General features: G+C 53.4%; 15 protein-coding genes. 7 read left to right on the forward strand and 8 right to left on the reverse strand.

Annotated features, from left to right (window positions below):
- The first annotated feature begins 89 nt into the window (after positions 1-89).
- Positions 90-1013 (forward strand): LysR family transcriptional regulator, encoded by a 924-nt coding sequence (locus JTA15_RS13260; RefSeq protein WP_014171464.1) that lies wholly within the window; start codon positions 90-92, stop codon positions 1011-1013.
- Here the strand turns inward: JTA15_RS13260 and JTA15_RS13265 are convergent.
- Positions 1008-1700: an aspartate/glutamate racemase gene (locus JTA15_RS13265; RefSeq protein WP_219372390.1), complete on the reverse strand. Its 693-nt coding sequence runs from the start codon at positions 1698-1700 to the stop codon at positions 1008-1010. The two genes, JTA15_RS13260 and JTA15_RS13265, sit on opposite strands and share 6 nt — an antisense overlap.
- Before the next feature lie 136 nt (positions 1701-1836).
- On the opposite strand from JTA15_RS13265, the gene JTA15_RS13270 reads away from it, so the two are divergent.
- The gene (locus tag JTA15_RS13270) at positions 1837-2160 is read left to right on the forward strand and encodes a cupin domain-containing protein (RefSeq protein ID WP_020883766.1); all 324 of its coding nucleotides are present in this window, start codon (positions 1837-1839) and stop codon (positions 2158-2160) included.
- Between the two features lie 41 nt (positions 2161-2201).
- Here JTA15_RS13270 and wzz(fepE) read toward each other — a convergent pair whose 3' ends face one another.
- Positions 2202-3326 (reverse strand): LPS O-antigen length regulator Wzz(fepE), encoded by a 1125-nt coding sequence (gene wzz(fepE), locus JTA15_RS13275; protein ID WP_073396462.1) that lies wholly within the window; start codon positions 3324-3326, stop codon positions 2202-2204.
- A gap of 541 nt (positions 3327-3867) precedes the next feature.
- Between wzz(fepE) and JTA15_RS13280 the strand changes: the two genes are divergently transcribed.
- The 4 genes from JTA15_RS13280 to JTA15_RS13295 are packed head-to-tail and all read left to right on the forward strand — an operon-like array spanning position 3868 to position 8094.
- Positions 3868-4758 carry a carbohydrate ABC transporter permease gene (locus tag JTA15_RS13280; RefSeq protein ID WP_014171468.1) on the forward strand — a complete coding sequence of 297 codons (891 nt, stop codon included), beginning with the start codon at positions 3868-3870 and terminating at the stop codon, positions 4756-4758.
- Positions 4751-5653, forward strand: a complete 903-nt coding sequence (locus tag JTA15_RS13285; protein WP_025203331.1) for a carbohydrate ABC transporter permease — start codon at positions 4751-4753, stop codon at positions 5651-5653. The genes JTA15_RS13280 and JTA15_RS13285 overlap by 8 nt, the downstream gene beginning before the upstream one ends.
- A 12-nt stretch (positions 5654-5665) precedes the next feature.
- The gene (locus tag JTA15_RS13290) at positions 5666-6793 is read left to right on the forward strand and encodes an ABC transporter ATP-binding protein (RefSeq protein ID WP_014171470.1); all 1128 of its coding nucleotides are present in this window, start codon (positions 5666-5668) and stop codon (positions 6791-6793) included.
- Between the two features lie 14 nt (positions 6794-6807).
- Positions 6808-8094, forward strand: coding sequence for an ABC transporter substrate-binding protein (locus tag JTA15_RS13295; RefSeq protein ID WP_086532911.1), 1287 nt, complete (start codon positions 6808-6810; stop codon positions 8092-8094).
- Positions 8095-8131: 37 nt separating this feature from the next.
- On the opposite strand, the gene JTA15_RS13300 is transcribed toward JTA15_RS13295, so the two are convergent.
- From JTA15_RS13300 to kduI, 3 genes are all read right to left on the reverse strand, one after another.
- The gene (locus tag JTA15_RS13300) at positions 8132-9565 is read right to left on the reverse strand and encodes a sugar porter family MFS transporter (RefSeq protein WP_226777985.1); all 1434 of its coding nucleotides are present in this window, start codon (positions 9563-9565) and stop codon (positions 8132-8134) included.
- 295 nt (positions 9566-9860) lie between these two features.
- Positions 9861-10622, reverse strand: a complete 762-nt coding sequence (gene kduD / locus JTA15_RS13305) for a 2-dehydro-3-deoxy-D-gluconate 5-dehydrogenase KduD (protein ID WP_014171473.1) — start codon at positions 10620-10622, stop codon at positions 9861-9863.
- A 63-nt stretch (positions 10623-10685) separates the two neighbouring features.
- Complete coding sequence (gene kduI / locus JTA15_RS13310) at positions 10686-11522, reverse strand: 5-dehydro-4-deoxy-D-glucuronate isomerase (RefSeq protein WP_032680355.1); 837 nt, start codon at positions 11520-11522, stop codon at positions 10686-10688.
- Between the two features lie 298 nt (positions 11523-11820).
- On the opposite strand from kduI, the gene JTA15_RS13315 reads away from it, so the two are divergent.
- On the forward strand, positions 11821-12996 hold the full coding sequence (locus JTA15_RS13315) for an oligogalacturonate lyase family protein (protein ID WP_219372391.1): 1176 nt from the start codon (positions 11821-11823) through the stop codon (positions 12994-12996).
- 152 nt (positions 12997-13148) lie between these two features.
- Here JTA15_RS13315 and JTA15_RS13320 read toward each other — a convergent pair whose 3' ends face one another.
- The 3 genes from JTA15_RS13320 to JTA15_RS13330 all read right to left on the reverse strand — a co-directional run bounded on the left by JTA15_RS13320 (position 13149) and on the right by JTA15_RS13330 (position 16286).
- Positions 13149-13832: an oligogalacturonate-specific porin KdgM family protein gene (locus tag JTA15_RS13320; protein WP_219372392.1), complete on the reverse strand. Its 684-nt coding sequence runs from the start codon at positions 13830-13832 to the stop codon at positions 13149-13151.
- Positions 13833-14147: 315 nt separating this feature from the next.
- The gene (locus tag JTA15_RS13325; protein WP_020883759.1) at positions 14148-15326 is read right to left on the reverse strand and encodes an acetyl-CoA C-acetyltransferase; all 1179 of its coding nucleotides are present in this window, start codon (positions 15324-15326) and stop codon (positions 14148-14150) included.
- Between the two features lie 93 nt (positions 15327-15419).
- Positions 15420-16286 (reverse strand): LysR family transcriptional regulator, encoded by an 867-nt coding sequence (locus JTA15_RS13330; protein WP_014171479.1) that lies wholly within the window; start codon positions 16284-16286, stop codon positions 15420-15422.
- Positions 16287-16344: the final 58 nt, after the last annotated feature.

Raw genomic sequence — 16344 nt, forward strand, 5'->3', positions numbered from 1 at the left:
ACGCCACAGCAGGAACAGAATAAAAAATATCGTTTTATCGCGAGTCTATGCAAAAATGATATGGACAGTTCTTTGTATTCAGGTGACCTATGCCCGCCGTCAATTTACGCCATATCGAGATTTTTCACGCCGTGATGACCACGGGCAACCTCACCGAGGCTGCGCAGATGCTCCATACCTCGCAGCCAACGGTCAGCCGCGAGCTGGCGCGATTCGAGAAAGTGCTGGGACTGAAGCTGTTCGAACGCACCCGGGGCAGGCTTCACCCGACGGTACAGGGGCTGCGCCTGTTCGAGGAAGTGCAGCGCTCATGGTACGGCCTGGATCGCATTGTCAGTGCGGCGGAAAGCCTGCGCGAGTTTCGGCAGGGCGAGCTATCGATTGTCTGCCTGCCCGTCTTTTCACAGTCTTTTTTGCCGACGCTGCTCCAGCCTTTTCTGGCCCGATATCCGGAGGTGAATCTCACGATTGTCCCGCAGGAGTCACCGCTGCTTGAGGAGTGGCTCTCCGCACAGCGCCATGATTTAGGCCTGACCGAAACCCTCTCTACGCCCGCTGGAACGGAACGCACGGAACTGCTCTCTTTAGATGAGGTGTGCGTGCTGCCAGCCGGGCACCCGCTTGCCCGCAAGCAGATTCTGACGCCAGCGGATTTTCACGGTGAGAACTACATTAGCCTGTCACAAACCGACAGCTACCGGCAGCTGCTGGATTCACTGTTTGCTGAGCATCAGGTGAAGCGCAGGATGGTGGTCGAGACCCACAGTGCGGCCTCCATTTGCGCCATGGTGCGCGCCGGGGTGGGCGTTTCGGTGGTGAATCCACTGACGGCGCTGGATTACGCCGGGCGCGATATTGTCATCCGCCCGTTTAGCCTGTCAGTCCCGTTCACCGTGAGCCTGATCCGCCCCCTCCATCGCCCGGTCTCAGCGCTGGTGGAGGCGTTTACGGAGCACCTGATAGCCCATGCCCGTCAGGTGGCGCTTCGTTTATCCGATCGGCAAAGTTTATGACAGCATAAACTCCACGGCATCGGCGGCATGAATCGCGGCGGTATCGAAGACCGGAATCGGGCTTTGCTCAACCGGCACCAGTAAACCGATTTCCGTACAGCCGAAGATCACCCCTTCCGCCCCCTGCTGCGCGAGTTTTTCAATCACGCTGACGTAATATGCCCGGGATGATTCGCTAAAGGTGCCGAGGCAGAGTTCATCAAAGATAATCTGGTTGATGCGGGCCCGGTCTGCCTCATCCGGGATCAGGCTTTCAATGCCAAACTGGCTGCTCAACCGACCGCGGTAAAAATCCTGCTCCATGGTGTAGCGCGTTCCCAGCAGCGCCACACGACGTAATCCAGTTGCGGTGATGGCCCGCCCGGTTGCATCGGCAATGTGCAGGAAGGGCAGCGAACAGCGCGCTTCGATATGGGACGCGACTTTATGCATGGTGTTGGTACAGAGCAAAATCCCCGCTGCTCCCGCACGCTCCAGCCCCAGCGCGGCCTCGGCCAGTATTTCCCCGGCTTTATCCCATTCACCGCTCGACTGGCAGGCTTCGATTTCATGGAAATCTACGCTGTGCAGCAGCAGGCTGGCAGAATGCAGGCCCCCCAGACGTTGCTTCACCCCTTCATTAATCAGGCGGTAATAGGGGATTGTCGATTCCCAGCTCATCCCCCCTAACAGGCCGATCGTTTTCATCATCCCTCCTTATGTGTTTATCCCAGTGAAGCAAACTTGTGATCGTGTTTCCAGTTCTTTGTCACGTCGTTTCTTTTTAAACCCTGGTGATATAAATTAAATGAAACATTGTTTTAATACATTCCGGGGAGACGATATGTTTATTTTCCACAACGAGACCACGCTTGACGATCTGGGGAACGGCGTGACGCGCCGTATTCTTGCCCATGGCGGTAAAATGATGGCGGTGGAGGTGAATTTTGAACAGGGCGCGACAGGCCCACTGCATAACCATCCTCATGAACAGTTAACCTATGTGCTGTCCGGCGAGTTTGAGTTCACGATTGGAGATGAAAAACATGTGGTGACGGCCGGGGATACCCTCTACAAAAAGCCACATGTGATGCACGGCTGCGTGTGTCTTAAACCCGGCACGCTGCTGGATACCTTCACGCCGGTACGTGAGGATTTTTTGAAATAAAAAAAGGGCGCTGATGACAGCGCCCTTCTCGTCTGCGTTTTTTATTCCGTCACAGGCTCGACCAGAGGATTGCGGCTGAGCATGGCCTCACGCAGTAATACGCTGCCACAGGCAAACAGCCCGCCCAGCAGTCCCGCCAGGATCACAATCAGGGCTTTGCCCGGACCGTCTTTTTTCACCGGCATGGATGGAGAGAGCTGATACTTGAACGGTTCAAGTTTGACGTCTTCGACAGACAGCTTTTTCAGCTGCGCCAGGTAGTATTCCCGGTTCTGGAAGTCTGCGTTCAGCTCAGCGATGTCCTTGAGATTTTTTTCAATCTGCAGTTTTTGCGCGATACCGTCGGCACCGAGCGCGACGGAGTAATCCGGATCGTCTTTAACCGCCTGACCGTTGCTGTAGACCGGCTTTTTGATACCCGCCGCGTTGGCCACTTCCAGAGAATAGTTAAGACGCTGCAGATTGGTGTTGTGAACATTCGTCAGACGTACCCGATCCAGCTCCAGCTGCTGCTCCACCACTTTGGTTTTCAGGGTGATCTGGTTACGGATATTCTCCATGGTTTCCTGCTCAACAATCTGCGAGATGTAATCCACATAACCTTTAAGAACCGTTTGCGCATCCCCCGCCGTCGGCGCGGTGAAGCTCAATGTCCACGAGACGTACGGCGCTTTATCCGCGTCTTTTGCCAGGGTGTTATCTACCGCTTTCATCTTTTCGGAGATATTGACCACCGCACGATGCAGCTCAAGCGGATCCACATCAGTGCCTTCCAGCTGTGCCATCACGTAAGGTGAGGATTTCATGTACTCCTCAAGCAACGACTGCGACTGGAACTTTTTAATAAACTGGTTAAACACGTCCGGACGGGTAATTTTCACGTCCACGTCGAGCACCTGCAGGGCGACCATCATCTGGCGCAGCGGGTTCCACTGCGTCTGTTCCGCCGGTGTGATCACCGCTTTACTGGTCCATTTTTGTGGCAGTAAGAACGCGATGGCCAGTCCAACCAGTGCGAATGCGAAGGCAATCACGATGATACGTTTTTTTGCCGCCAGAAGAACTTCTAACAGTCCCAGAAGGTCAATTTCTTTGGAACTGACTGCCGGGGCCGCGTAATGGGGGAAGTCGAGATCCGTATTTTTTTTGAAATCCATTGCTGACATAGCCATTCTTCTTTTGAGGGTGCAGACCATTTCTGCCTGATTGGTTACAGTGGTCCGATGATACAAGAAAGTAAGAATTATCTGAACGAAAGAATGATCCAGCTGTAGACCTGCTATCAGAATTAGTAGTTAGTTTCTCCACGGTATTGTCTTTATTAATCATCCGGTTCTTTCCGCCCCGCCCTCCTCTCTCTTCTTTGAACGCCTGAAATAGCGCAAAAATGCCATCCTCATCACCTTATTGAAACACCGTTTCGACTTTGATCACATTTCCGCTATTAAGCGAATGACGCAGAAACAAATAGCAATAATATAAAATAAAACGGCGTTTTATTATCCAGGAACACGAGTTCTACCGTATTGAAACCCAGGCGTTTCGCTCAACGATGAAATCGGAAAAAGTCTTATAAAACAAAGTGACATGAAGTAACCGTGACACGTATTACCCAGAATATCGCCGTTCAGGCTCGGTTTCGACAGCCTGAAAGGTTGTTACAGACGCAGATTCCGTTTTAAACCATTGATTACCAGGTAGGTAAGTATGAATGAAAACAAGCTGCTGGGGCTCGCGTGGATATCACCCTACATCATTGGGTTGATACTCTTTACGGCTTTCCCCTTCGTCTCATCGTTTTTCCTGAGTTTTACGGATTACGACCTGATGAGCCCGCCGGTATTTAACGGCATAGAAAATTATCGCTACATGTTTACGGAAGACACGCTCTTCTGGACATCAATGGGAGTGACGTTTGCGTATGTATTTCTGACCATTCCCCTGAAGCTCGCCTTTGCATTAGGGATTGCGTTTGTTCTGAACTTTAAATTACGCGGTATTGGATTCTTCCGTACCGCCTACTATATTCCGTCGATCCTCGGCAGCTCCGTGGCCATTGCTGTTTTGTGGCGCGCGCTCTTTGCCATTGATGGTCTGCTGAACAGCTTTATTGGCGTATTTGGTTTTGACCCGGTGAACTGGCTGGGGGAGCCCTCGCTGGCCCTGATGTCGGTCACCCTGCTGCGCGTCTGGCAGTTCGGTTCCGCGATGGTCATCTTCCTGGCCGCGCTGCAAAACGTACCGCAGTCGCAGTATGAAGCTGCGATGATCGATGGGGCATCCAAATGGCAGATGTTCACGAAAGTGACCGTGCCGCTGATCACGCCGGTGATTTTCTTCAACTTCATTATGCAGACCACCCAGGCGTTCCAGGAATTTACCGGACCGTATGTCATTACCGGCGGCGGGCCAACGTATTCCACTTACCTGTTCTCACTCTACATCTACGACACCGCGTTCAAATACTTTGACATGGGTTACGGCGCAGCACTGGCGTGGATCCTGTTCCTGGTGGTGGCCATTTTTGCCGGTATCGCCTTTAAGTCATCGAAATATTGGGTGTTCTACTCCGCCGATAAAGGAGGCAAAAATGGCTGATATCCAACAACTTTCCACGGCGAGGACGATTGCCGAGCGTGAAGTCGCCCGCACGCTGCGCAGAGAGAAAATTAACGCCGCTGTGCGCTACGTGATCCTGCTGTTTGTCGGCCTGCTGATGCTTTATCCGCTGGTGTGGATGTTCTCGGCGTCGTTCAAACCGAACCACGAGATTTTCACCACTCTCAGCCTGTGGCCTGCCCATGCGACCTGGGACGGTTTTGTGAATGGCTGGAAAACCGGTACCGAATACAACTTCGGCCATTACATGCTGAACACCTTTAAGTATGTGATCCCGAAAGTGATCCTGACCATTATCTCCTCCACCATCGTGGCGTACGGCTTTGCGCGCTTTGAAATCCCGTGGAAGAAATTCTGGTTCGCTACCCTCATCACCACCATGCTGCTCCCCAGCACCGTGCTGCTGATCCCGCAGTACCTGATGTTCCGTGAAATGGGCATGCTCAACAGCTATATGCCGCTGTACCTGCCGTTGGCCTTCGCTACCCAGGGGTTCTTCGTCTTCATGCTTATCCAGTTCCTGCGCGGCGTGCCGCGTGACATGGAGGAGGCGGCGCAAATTGACGGCTGTAACTCGCTTCAGGTGCTGTGGTACGTGGTGGTGCCGATCCTGAAACCGGCCATTATCTCCGTCGCCCTGTTCCAGTTCATGTGGTCAATGAACGACTTTATCGGGCCGCTGATTTATGTCTACAGCGTGGATAAATACCCGATTGCACTGGCTCTGAAAATGTCCATCGACGTCACCGAAGGGGCGCCGTGGAACGAAATTCTGGCAATGGCGAGCATCTCCATTCTGCCATCCATCATTGTCTTCTTCCTGGCACAGCGCTACTTCGTCCAGGGCGTCACCAGCAGCGGAATTAAAGGTTAAGAGGGAAATATTATGGCTGAAGTTATCTTCAACAAACTGGAAAAGGTCTACTCCAACGGCTTTAAAGCGGTACATGCCATTGACCTGAAAATCGCTGAAGGAGAGTTCATGGTGATCGTCGGCCCCTCCGGCTGCGCCAAATCCACCACCCTGCGCATGCTGGCCGGCCTGGAAACCATCAGTGGGGGTGAAGTCCGCATCGGCGATAAGATTGTGAACAACCTCGCGCCGAAAGAGCGCGGGATTGCGATGGTGTTCCAGAACTACGCGCTCTATCCCCACATGACGGTGCGCGAAAACCTGGCCTTTGGTCTGAAGCTGAGCAAACTGCCAAAAGATCAGATTGAATCTCAGGTCAACGAAGCGGCCAAAATCCTTGAGCTGGAAGAGTTACTCGACCGCCTGCCACGCCAGCTTTCCGGCGGCCAGGCACAGCGCGTGGCGGTAGGCCGTGCGATTGTGAAAAAGCCGGATGTATTCCTGTTCGACGAACCGCTGTCAAACCTCGACGCCAAACTACGCGCCTCAATGCGCATTCGTATTTCCGATCTGCACAAGCAGTTGAAGAAATCCGGTAAACCGGCGACCACCGTCTACGTCACCCACGACCAGACCGAAGCGATGACCATGGGCGACCGCATCTGCGTGATGAAGCTCGGCCACATCATGCAGGTTGATACCCCGGACAACCTCTACCACAAGCCGAAAAACATGTTCGTGGCAGGCTTTATCGGCGCGCCGGAGATGAATATTCGTCAAAGCCAGCTGGTGGAAAGCGCCGGGAAACTGCACATCGCCATCGGCAATGAAACCATGCCGCTGAACGCCGGGATGCAGGAGAAAGTCTCCGCTTATGCCGGGCAGGCCATTTACTACGGCGTACGTCCGGAATTCGTTTCCCTCTCCGACGCACCATTCGTTGACGGGGGCTGCAGTGGCGAAATGGTTCGCGTGGAAAACATGGGCCACGAATTCTTCGTCTATCTGAAGGTTGCAGACTACGAACTGACCGCCAGAATTCCTTCTGATGAAGCTAAACCCATGATTGATAAAGGCCTTCATCGCAAGGTGTATTTCAAATTTGATATGAATAAATGTCATATTTTTGACGCAAAAACTGAACAGAACCTCTCTCTCTGATGGAGTTTATAAAAATGAAAAAAGTGCTTTTAAGCGCAGCAATCTCCGCGACGCTGGGCCTTACCGCTTTGCCATCGATGGCGCAAGATGTCGAATTACGCATGTCCTGGTGGGGCGGTAATGGCCGCCATCAGGTGACGTTGAAAGCGCTGGAGGAATTCCATAAGCAGAACCCGGATATCAACGTTAAAGCAGAGTACACCGGCTGGGATGGGCACCTCTCCCGCCTGACCACTCAAATTGCGGGCGGCACCGAGCCGGATGTGATGCAGACCAACTGGAACTGGCTGCCAATCTTCTCGAAAACCGGTGACGGGTTCTACGACCTGAACAAAATGAAAGACGTGATCGACCTGACCCAGTTCGATCCCAAAGAACTTCAGTCCACCACCATCAACGGCAAGCTGAACGGCATTCCGATCTCCGTCACCGCACGCGTGTTCTACTTCAACGACGAGACCTGGAAAAAAGCCGGTATTGCATACCCGAAAACCTGGGACGAGCTAATGGCGGCGGGTAAAACCTTCGAGAGTAAACTCGGCAAGCAGTACTACCCGGTCGTGCTGGAGCATCAGGACACGCTGGCGTTGCTGAACTCGTACATGATTCAGAAGTACAACATCCCTGCCGTGGACGAGAAAACCAAGAAGTTCGCCTACAGCAAAGCGCAGTGGGTGGAATTCTTCCAGACCTACAAAATGCTGGTGGATAGCCACGTCATGCCGGACACCAAATACTATGCGTCGTTTGGTAAGAGCAACATGTATGAGATGAAGCCGTGGATCCAGGGAGAATGGGCGGGAACCTACATGTGGAACTCCACCATCAACAAGTATTCCGATAACCTGAAGCCACCGGCAAAACTGGTGCTGGGCAGTTACCCGATGCTGCCGGGCGCAACCGATGCGGGCCTTTTCTTCAAACCGGCGCAGATGCTCTCGATTGGTAAATCCACCAAAAACCCGGAAGCGGCGGCGAAACTGATTAACTTCCTGCTGAACAGCAAAGAGGGAGTAGACACGCTGGGTCTGGAGCGTGGCGTGCCGCTGAGTAAAGCCGCGGTGCAGTTCCTGACCGAAGACGGCACCATCAAAGAGAGCGATCCGTCGGTTGCGGGGCTGCGTCTGGCGCAGTCTCTGCCGGCCAAACTTTCCGTGTCACCTTACTTTGACGATCCGCAGATTGTGGCCCAGTTCGGCACCTCTCTGCAGTACATCGATTATGGACAGAAATCCGTGGAAGAGACCGCCGCTGACTTCCAGCGTCAGGCTGAACGTATTCTGAAACGCGCGATGCGCTAACGAAAACCGGGTGGCCTCTTCGCCACCCGGCAACAGATTACACGCCAATATTACGCAGCTTCTCGCCGGACATCAGCCTGCGCTCGATATGCTCCAGCGTGACGCCTTTGGTTTCAGGGATCAGCCAGAACGTGACCCCGATAAACGCGACGTTGAGAACCGTATAGAGCCAGAAGGTTCCTGCCGCGCCAATTGAATCCAGCAGCGTCAGGAAGGTCGCGCCGATGATCATGTTCGACACCCAGTTGGTGGTCGTGGAACAGGTGATGCCAAAGTCACGGCATTTGAGCGGCTGAATTTCGGAACACAGGATCCACACGACGGGCGCAGCGCTCATCGCATATCCGGCAATACACATCATGGTCATGCCAACAGAGAGCCAGGAAAGACCGCTTGAGGCCGTGCCGTTATCAAACTGCATCAGGCAGTAGCCAAGGATCAGCGTACCGAGCGCCATGACGCTAAAGCCAATCTTGAGTGCCGGTTTACGTCCGGCTTTATCCACGGTGAACACCGCGATAAAGGTGGCGAACATAAAGGTCAGCCCCACCACCAGCGTGGCAACCATTTGTTGTTCCGTGGTGGTGAACCCCGCCATTTTGAAGATACGTGGCGCGTAGTACATGATGATGTTCATCCCGGTGAACTGCTGCATCGCCTGCAGCAACATGCCGAGGAACACCGCGCGACGTACGTTGCGGTTGATCTTAAACAGCGCCCAGCCCCCCTGCTTCAGCTTCAGGCTTTCGCGGATCTCGTTCAGCTCTTCACGTGCTTTTTCTGAGGTATCACGCAGCATCCGCAGCACCTCCTCCGCTTCCACATGACGGCCCTTTTGCGCCAGCCAGCGCGGACTGTTTGGCAGGAAAATCACCAGAACAATCAGCACCAGCGCCGGGAGCGCCAGCACGCCCAGCATCGCGCGCCAGTTGCCGCTGTAGCTGAAATAAGTGTCAGACAGAAACGCCAGCACGATACCCAGCGTCACCATCAACTGGTACATACTGATCATCTTGCCGCGCACGTTCTCGCTCGCCATTTCGGAGAGGTACAACGGCGCAGTGTAAGAGGCAATCCCCACCGCCACGCCGAGCAGCACGCGGGAGAGCAGCAGCATTTCCACGTTCGTGGCAAATGCTGACCCAATAGAGCCGGCGACAAACAGAATCGCCCCCACCATCAGGCTGTATTTGCGCCCGAGGCGGAACGAAAGCCAGCCGTTAAACAGCGCGCCGATGGCCGCACCCAGCATCATGCTGCTGACCACCCACTCCTGCAGGCGGTTACTCAACGTAAAGTGATCGGTGATAAAGGGCAGCGCCCCGGCGATCACACCAATATCCAGACCGAACAGTAAACCGGCCACTGCAGCCGCGATGGAGACAAACTGATTCATGCGTCGGGTATCACGCAACGCGGCGGGCATAAGGGTAGAGTCATTTATAGATGTCATATTTTCCTGCCTGAACAGCGAAATTCGTTAACTGAAATTACGAGATAGCGCGGAAAAGTGTCAGGCCGTAATTCGCGAAAATATGGATTATTTCGCTGTGGCATAGCGATCTGTGATGGACATTACAATTTCAACTAACGATGAAATACCGCCAGTTTTTATTAATCATTTAATTTTTAAGCAATAAAACTGTGATGCATATCATTTATGATTTTTTAGTATGGATTTTTCGTCTTGAGCCATATGGATAATGGCAATTTTTAGGCAAAAAAAACCTCCACCCACCGGCAGAGGTTTAAGACGGAATACGCAATTAACGCGCCAGCCAGCCGCCATCGACCGCCACGGTATAGCCGTTGATGTAATCGGATGCCGGAGAGGCCAGGAACACGATCGGCCCCTTGAGATCGTCCGGAAGGCCCCAGCGGCCTGCCGGGATACGGTCGAGGATTTCCGCGCTACGCTGTTCGTCAGCACGCAACTGCTGAGTATTATTCGTCGCCATGTACCCCGGCGCAATCGCGTTGACGTTGATGTTGTGCTTCGCCCACTCGTTTGCCAGCAGACGGGTAACGCCCATCACCGCGCTCTTGGATGCGGTATAAGACGGCACGCGGATACCGCCCTGGAAGGAGAGCATAGAGGCGATATTAATGATCTTGCCGCCTTTCCCCTGGGCAATGAAATGTTTCGCCGCCGCCTGGGACATAAAGAACACGCTCTTAATGTTCAGGTTCATCACGTCGTCCCAGTCACGCTCGCTGAAATTAATCGCGTCTTCACGGCGAATCAGTCCGGCATTGTTCACCAGAATGTCGATATGGCCGAATTCCGCCACCGCGCGATCCAGCAGTTCAGGGATGGCGTCAATTTTACGCAGATCGGCGGTCAGGCTCAGAAAACGACGCCCCAGCGCGGTGACGCGCTCGATGGTTTCAGTAGGCTCAACAATGTTAATCCCGACGATATCGCAGCCCGCTTCCGCCAGCCCTAACGCCATACCCTGGCCCAGTCCGGTGTCACAACCGGACACCACAGCCACTTTACCCTGCAGAGAAAATGCATCCAGAATCATGTTTGTTCCTTAATCTTTCAGCGCCTGTCACCAACAGGCAGGTTTATGCTTAACTGCCTGCGGCTAGCGCAGATCGTTAACCGCGACGTGGTCCATGTCATCAAAGACCTGGTTTTCACCGACCATACCCCAGATGAAGGTGTACGCTTTCGTGCCTACGCCCGAATGAATAGACCAGCTCGGCGAAATCACCGCCTGCTCGTTATGCATCACGATATGGCGCGTTTCCTGCGGTTGCCCCATCATGTGGAACACGCAGGCGTCCTCGTCCATGTTGAAGTAGAAATACACTTCCATACGGCGCTCGTGGGTATGGCACGGCATGGTGTTCCACAGGTTGCCCGGAGCAAGCTCGGTCAGCCCCATGCTGAGCTGGCAGGTTTCCAGCACATCCGGAACAAAGTATTTATTGATGGTGCGACGGTTGCTGGTGAGGTTGTCACCCAGCGTCACCGGGGCGACATCCGCCGGGGTCACTTTTTTGGTGGGATACGGGGTATGTGCGGGCGCACAGTTGTAGTAAAACTTCGCCGGTTTACCGCTGTCGATGCTGGCGAACACGACCTCTTTCGCCCCTTTACCGACATACAACGCGTCGCGATGACCTATCTCATAGCACTGTCCGTCTACGGTGATGGTGCCGGGGCCACCGATGTTAATCACGCCCAGCTCGCGACGCTCAAGGAAATAGCTCACACCAAGCTGTTTACCCACTTCACCGCCCACGGAGACGGTCTGCGTCACCGGCATAATCCCGCCAATGATAATACGGTCGATATGGCTGTAGACCATGGTGTACTTATCGGCCTCGAACACCTGCTCGACTAAAAACTCATTGCGCAGCCCCTGAGTATCCAGCGTTTTGGCGTGCGCACTGTGGATGCTTTGTCTGACGTCCACCGTAACCTCCAGAAATGATCGTGCCCGCAGGCAGAAAATTAACGAAACGACGTTCCGTTTTCATGATGAGCACAGTCTAGCCCCAGAGAAGGGGGTTTTCAATTACATTTAAAACAACGTTTCATTTTTTCTGTTTGTTTATACCAGAAATGGCGTTCGGATCACGATAAAGAGAGCCAGACATTAATCTCGCCAATGAAACAGACAAAGTGCGCCATCAGTCACACATAATGAAACATTGTTTTGATAATTTAATACTCACTTTTTAATCTACTTTTATCGTTCAAAGGAGTGCATTATGGCTAAAGGTATGCGGGTCAAGCTGAACTACGAGGTCAGCCACGATCCGGATACAGGCGTGGAAGTCACCCGCCTGACCCCACCCGACGTGACCTGTCACCGCAACTACTTCTACCAGAAGTGCTTCTTTAATGATGGCAGCCACCTGCTGTTCGCAGGAGCGTTTGACGGTCACTGGAACTACTACCTGCTGGATCTGCAGAAGGCCGAAGCGGTACAGCTGACGGAAGGCGCGGGGGATAATACCTTTGGCGGGTTCCTCTCTCCGGATGATAAATCCTTCTACTATGTGAAGAACGACCGCACGCTGCTGGAGGTGGATCTCCATACCCTGGTAGAACGGGAGGTGTACCGTGTCCCCGATGACTGGGTTGGTTACGGTACCTGGGTCGCCAACAGCGACTGCACCAAACTGGTTGGGATAGAAATTGCCCGACGTGACTGGATGCCGCTCAACGACTGGAAAATTTTCCACGACTTCTTCCATAAGGGGCCGCACTGTCGACTGCTGCGGGTGGATCTGAAAACCGGTTTAAGCACCACAATCCACGAAGAGAAAAACTGGCTTGGCCACCCTATCTATCGTCCGTTTGATGACAACACGGTGGCGTTTTGCCATGAAGGGCCGCACGACCTGGTTGACGCCCGCATGTGGCTGGTCAACGAAGATGGTACGCACGTGCGCAAAGTGAAAACGCATGCGGAAGGCGAAAGCTGTACCCATGAATTCTGGGTGCCGAACGGTTCTGCCCTTGTGTATGTCTCTTATCTGAAGGGCCAAAAGGGCCGCACCATCTGCAGCTTCAATCCGGATACGGGCGTCAATGAGGCAGTCATGCCAATGCCCGCCTGTTCCCATCTGATGAGCAACGTTGATGGCTCCCTGCTGGTGGGCGACGGTTCAGGCACGCCGGTTGATGTGAAGGATACGCACGGTTACACCATCGATAACGATCCGTATCTGTACGCCTTTGACGTGGCGAAAAAAAGCTACTTCCGCATTGCCCGTCACGACACCTCCTGGGCAACGGTGGCAAATAGCCGCCAGGTCACCCACCCGCATCCCTCCTTTACTCCGGACGAGAAAGCGGTGCTGTTCAGTTCCGATAAAGACGGTCAACCCGCCCTCTATATCGCGAAACTTCCTGAGCAACCTGAAATGTTGCATGCATGATTTGAGTTTGTGTTTCTGTAACTGGCCTTGCCCTCCGTTTCGGAGGGCTTTTTTTTCAGTGGGCTTTTGCCCGTTGGGCGGCGCTTATCAGACATGGGTAAGCCGGGTAGGCACTGGCGCTACCCGGCAATGTTCATCGGAATAACGTGATATCAGAAAGAATAGGCCACGCCTAAACGAAGGCGGGTCTGGCGTTCATCGGTGTCTTTCACGCCGATGTTACCCACTTCAACATACGGTGCCCAGTTTTTATCCCATTTATACGCCAGCTTGGCGTTATATTCGTTGGAATAATCTTTGTTATTATTACGAACCATACCTTCAGAACTCTTCGCATAAACATAATTGAGTTCGGTACGCCAGTCACCCATTACCCAGCCAACCCAGGCATCACCACGGTTAACTTTGTCGTCATCTTTATTCGAGCTTGACGGGTAGCGGGTATATTCATAACGATAACGCGCGGCAACGTAGAAGCCGTTGTCGAAACTATATTGCAGATGCAGATTCGGTTTATATATTGTGCGGCTGTCGTTACTTTCAAGGGTAAACGCCGGCGTCAGTGCAATATTCTCAGTCGCTTTCCAGCGCCAGCTAATTTGATCTTCATGCCCGTTACCCACCACATCCGCAAACGGCTGGTCGGCTTTATCACCGCCGGATTTCCATTTAGCTTCTACAGAAAAACCGACCCCGTTAGCAAAGCGATGTGAGACCGAGATACGGTCAGCATTGGCACCACTGTCGATATATTCATGGCGCAGATCGACGGTAACGGCCTGAGCCATGAAGGACGTACCGATAAGGGAAGTAAGGACCAGAGATTTCTTAAACATGAAAAAACCCTCAACTGAAATAATGTTTCTTATTTATGAAACTGAAGTTTATTTTTTAAAGAACATTATTTTAGTGACAAAGATCGTAATTATTTGTTTCATTTTTTTTGGCAAAGATGGACGTGACACCCATCAACAAACAGGGTGTATTAGCGTGAAATTATCGGAGGGGGATCACACTAAGACATTAACAACGATAATAATTAAGGCCGTAATTATTCAATAACAGAGTGAGAATGTGCTAATAACGGTTAATTCGTCATACGTTATGTAAAAAAAACCTCCTGAAGGGAGGCTCTTTTATGCGGGCGGATTTTAGCGTTCAATGGCGAGGGCGACACCTTGTCCACCACCGATACAGAGCGTCGCAATGCCTTTGCGGGCATTGCGCTTTTTCATCTCATGCACCAGCGATACCAGAATTCGACAACCGGACGCGCCGATAGGATGACCCAGTGCGATTGCCCCACCGTTCACGTTTACCCGCAGGGGATCCCATTCCAGCATTTTGCCAACCGAGATTGCCTGTGCGGCAAAGGCCTCGTTGACTTCAATCAGATCCACATCAGAGAGTTGCCACCCTGCGCGTTCCAGGCAGCGACGGGTAGCATAAACCGGGGCGATACCCATTAACGCAGGATCAACACCCACGCTGGCAAATGCCTTAATGCGGGCCAGGACGGGCAGATCCAGCTCGAGGGCTTTGCTTTCACTCATCATCATCACGGCCGCAGCGCCATCATTAATGGAGGAGGCGTTTCCCGCCGTCACTGAGCCCTGAGTTTCAAACGCAGGATTGAGCCTCGCCAGCCCTTCAGCGCTGGCGTCGGTGCGCGGCTGCTCATCGGTATCCACCACGGCAACCTCACCGTTCTGACGCTGCGTGCTGACCGGGACGATTTCATCCCGAAAGCGCCCGGCATCAATCGCCGCGCGCGCTTTTTGCTGCGAGCTTAACGCGTAAGCGTCCTGCAACTCACGGCTGATACCATACTCACGTGCCAGATTTTCCGCCGTCACGCCCATATGATAGTCATTGAACGCATCCCACAGACCGTCATGCACCAGACTGTCGAGCAACTGGCTGTTGCCCAGCTGCGCGCCGGTACGGCTGTCGGTCAGCACGTGTGGTGCCCGGCTCATATTTTCTTGTCCGCCGGCAATCACGACATCCGCTTCACCACACTGAATGGCCTGCGTCGCCAGATGCAGCGCTTTTAACCCTGAGCCACAGACGTCGTTGATGGTGATAGCGGAGACGGTATTGGGCAGGCCACCCTTGAGCGCCGCCTGACGGGCAGGGTTTTGCCCGGCACCGGCGGTCAGCACCTGTCCCAGGATCACCTCATCAATTTCATGTGCTGCAATCCCGCTGCGTTCCACCAGCGCTTTCACCACTACGCTGCCCAAATCAACAGCCGAGTGGCGTGCAAGCGCCCCCTGAAAACAGCCGATAGCCGTACGCAACGCACCCACTATAACGACATCTTTCATCACAACCTCTGTGTTAAATGACATGACGATAGTAGTGGATTGTTATTGGCAATTATCTTAATTGTTTAAAAATAGTGAGTTTAATCACAAGGATTAGCGCGCATCCTGCAGATACTGCCGCAGCCAGCTTCCGGCAACGCCGGGAGGGGATCGTTTATTCCAGAGCAGATCGATACCGATCGCCCGTGGCCAGCCGGGGACATTCAGCTGCACCAGCGATTTCGCGGCGGCAAATTCATCCACCAGCGCGCACGGCAGCACGCACCAGCCAAACCCCTGAACCGCCATACTCAGCAGTAACAGGTAGTTGGGTGCCGACCAGACGGGTCCGCGTGCGAGCGTTGCCTCCCGCTCCAGATAGGTGCTGAGCCGCAATTCCCGCCAGCCGTGCAGCTCATCGGCCTGGATTTCTTGCTGCCCGGCCAGAGGATGGTTGGTCGCGACATAGATTGCCATCCGGGTCTGTATCGGCAACCGGGTAAACCCAATATCGGTCGGATAACTGTCACGCGCTTCCGTGAGACCAACCTGCGCACGCGACTTCTGCAGCAGATCGATAACGTCCTCTTCCTCGCCAATCAGGCATTCAAATTCGGTATGGGGAAAGCGCTGGTCGAACTGGTTCATCAGGTCTTCCAGCACGTCCGGGTTGAGGGTATCGGAAAGAACAAACGTCAGGCGCGCCTCCGTTTGTGCCGTTAACGACACCGCCAGCTCGTCAAGCCGCGTGCTGGCCGCGAGGATCGCCTGCACATAACCCAGCACCTGTTCGCCCTGCGCTGTTAACACCGGCTGACGGGCCGAACGGTCAAACAGATCGAAGCCCAGATCGGCTTCAAGATTGGCGATGGATGTGCTCACGGTCGACTGGCTTTTACGTAACCGACGCGCGGCGGCAGAAAAAGAGCCCGCCGCAACGGTCTCAACGAATGCGGTAAGGGCTTCAGGTGAATAACGCATGCACTATCTACTTTATCGATGGATACCATCTTTAATATATCACCTTTAGCGATAACAA

The sequence above is a fragment of the Enterobacter sp. BIDMC 29 genome, assembly GCF_019378755.1.
Classification (GTDB): domain Bacteria; phylum Pseudomonadota; class Gammaproteobacteria; order Enterobacterales; family Enterobacteriaceae; genus Enterobacter; species Enterobacter ludwigii.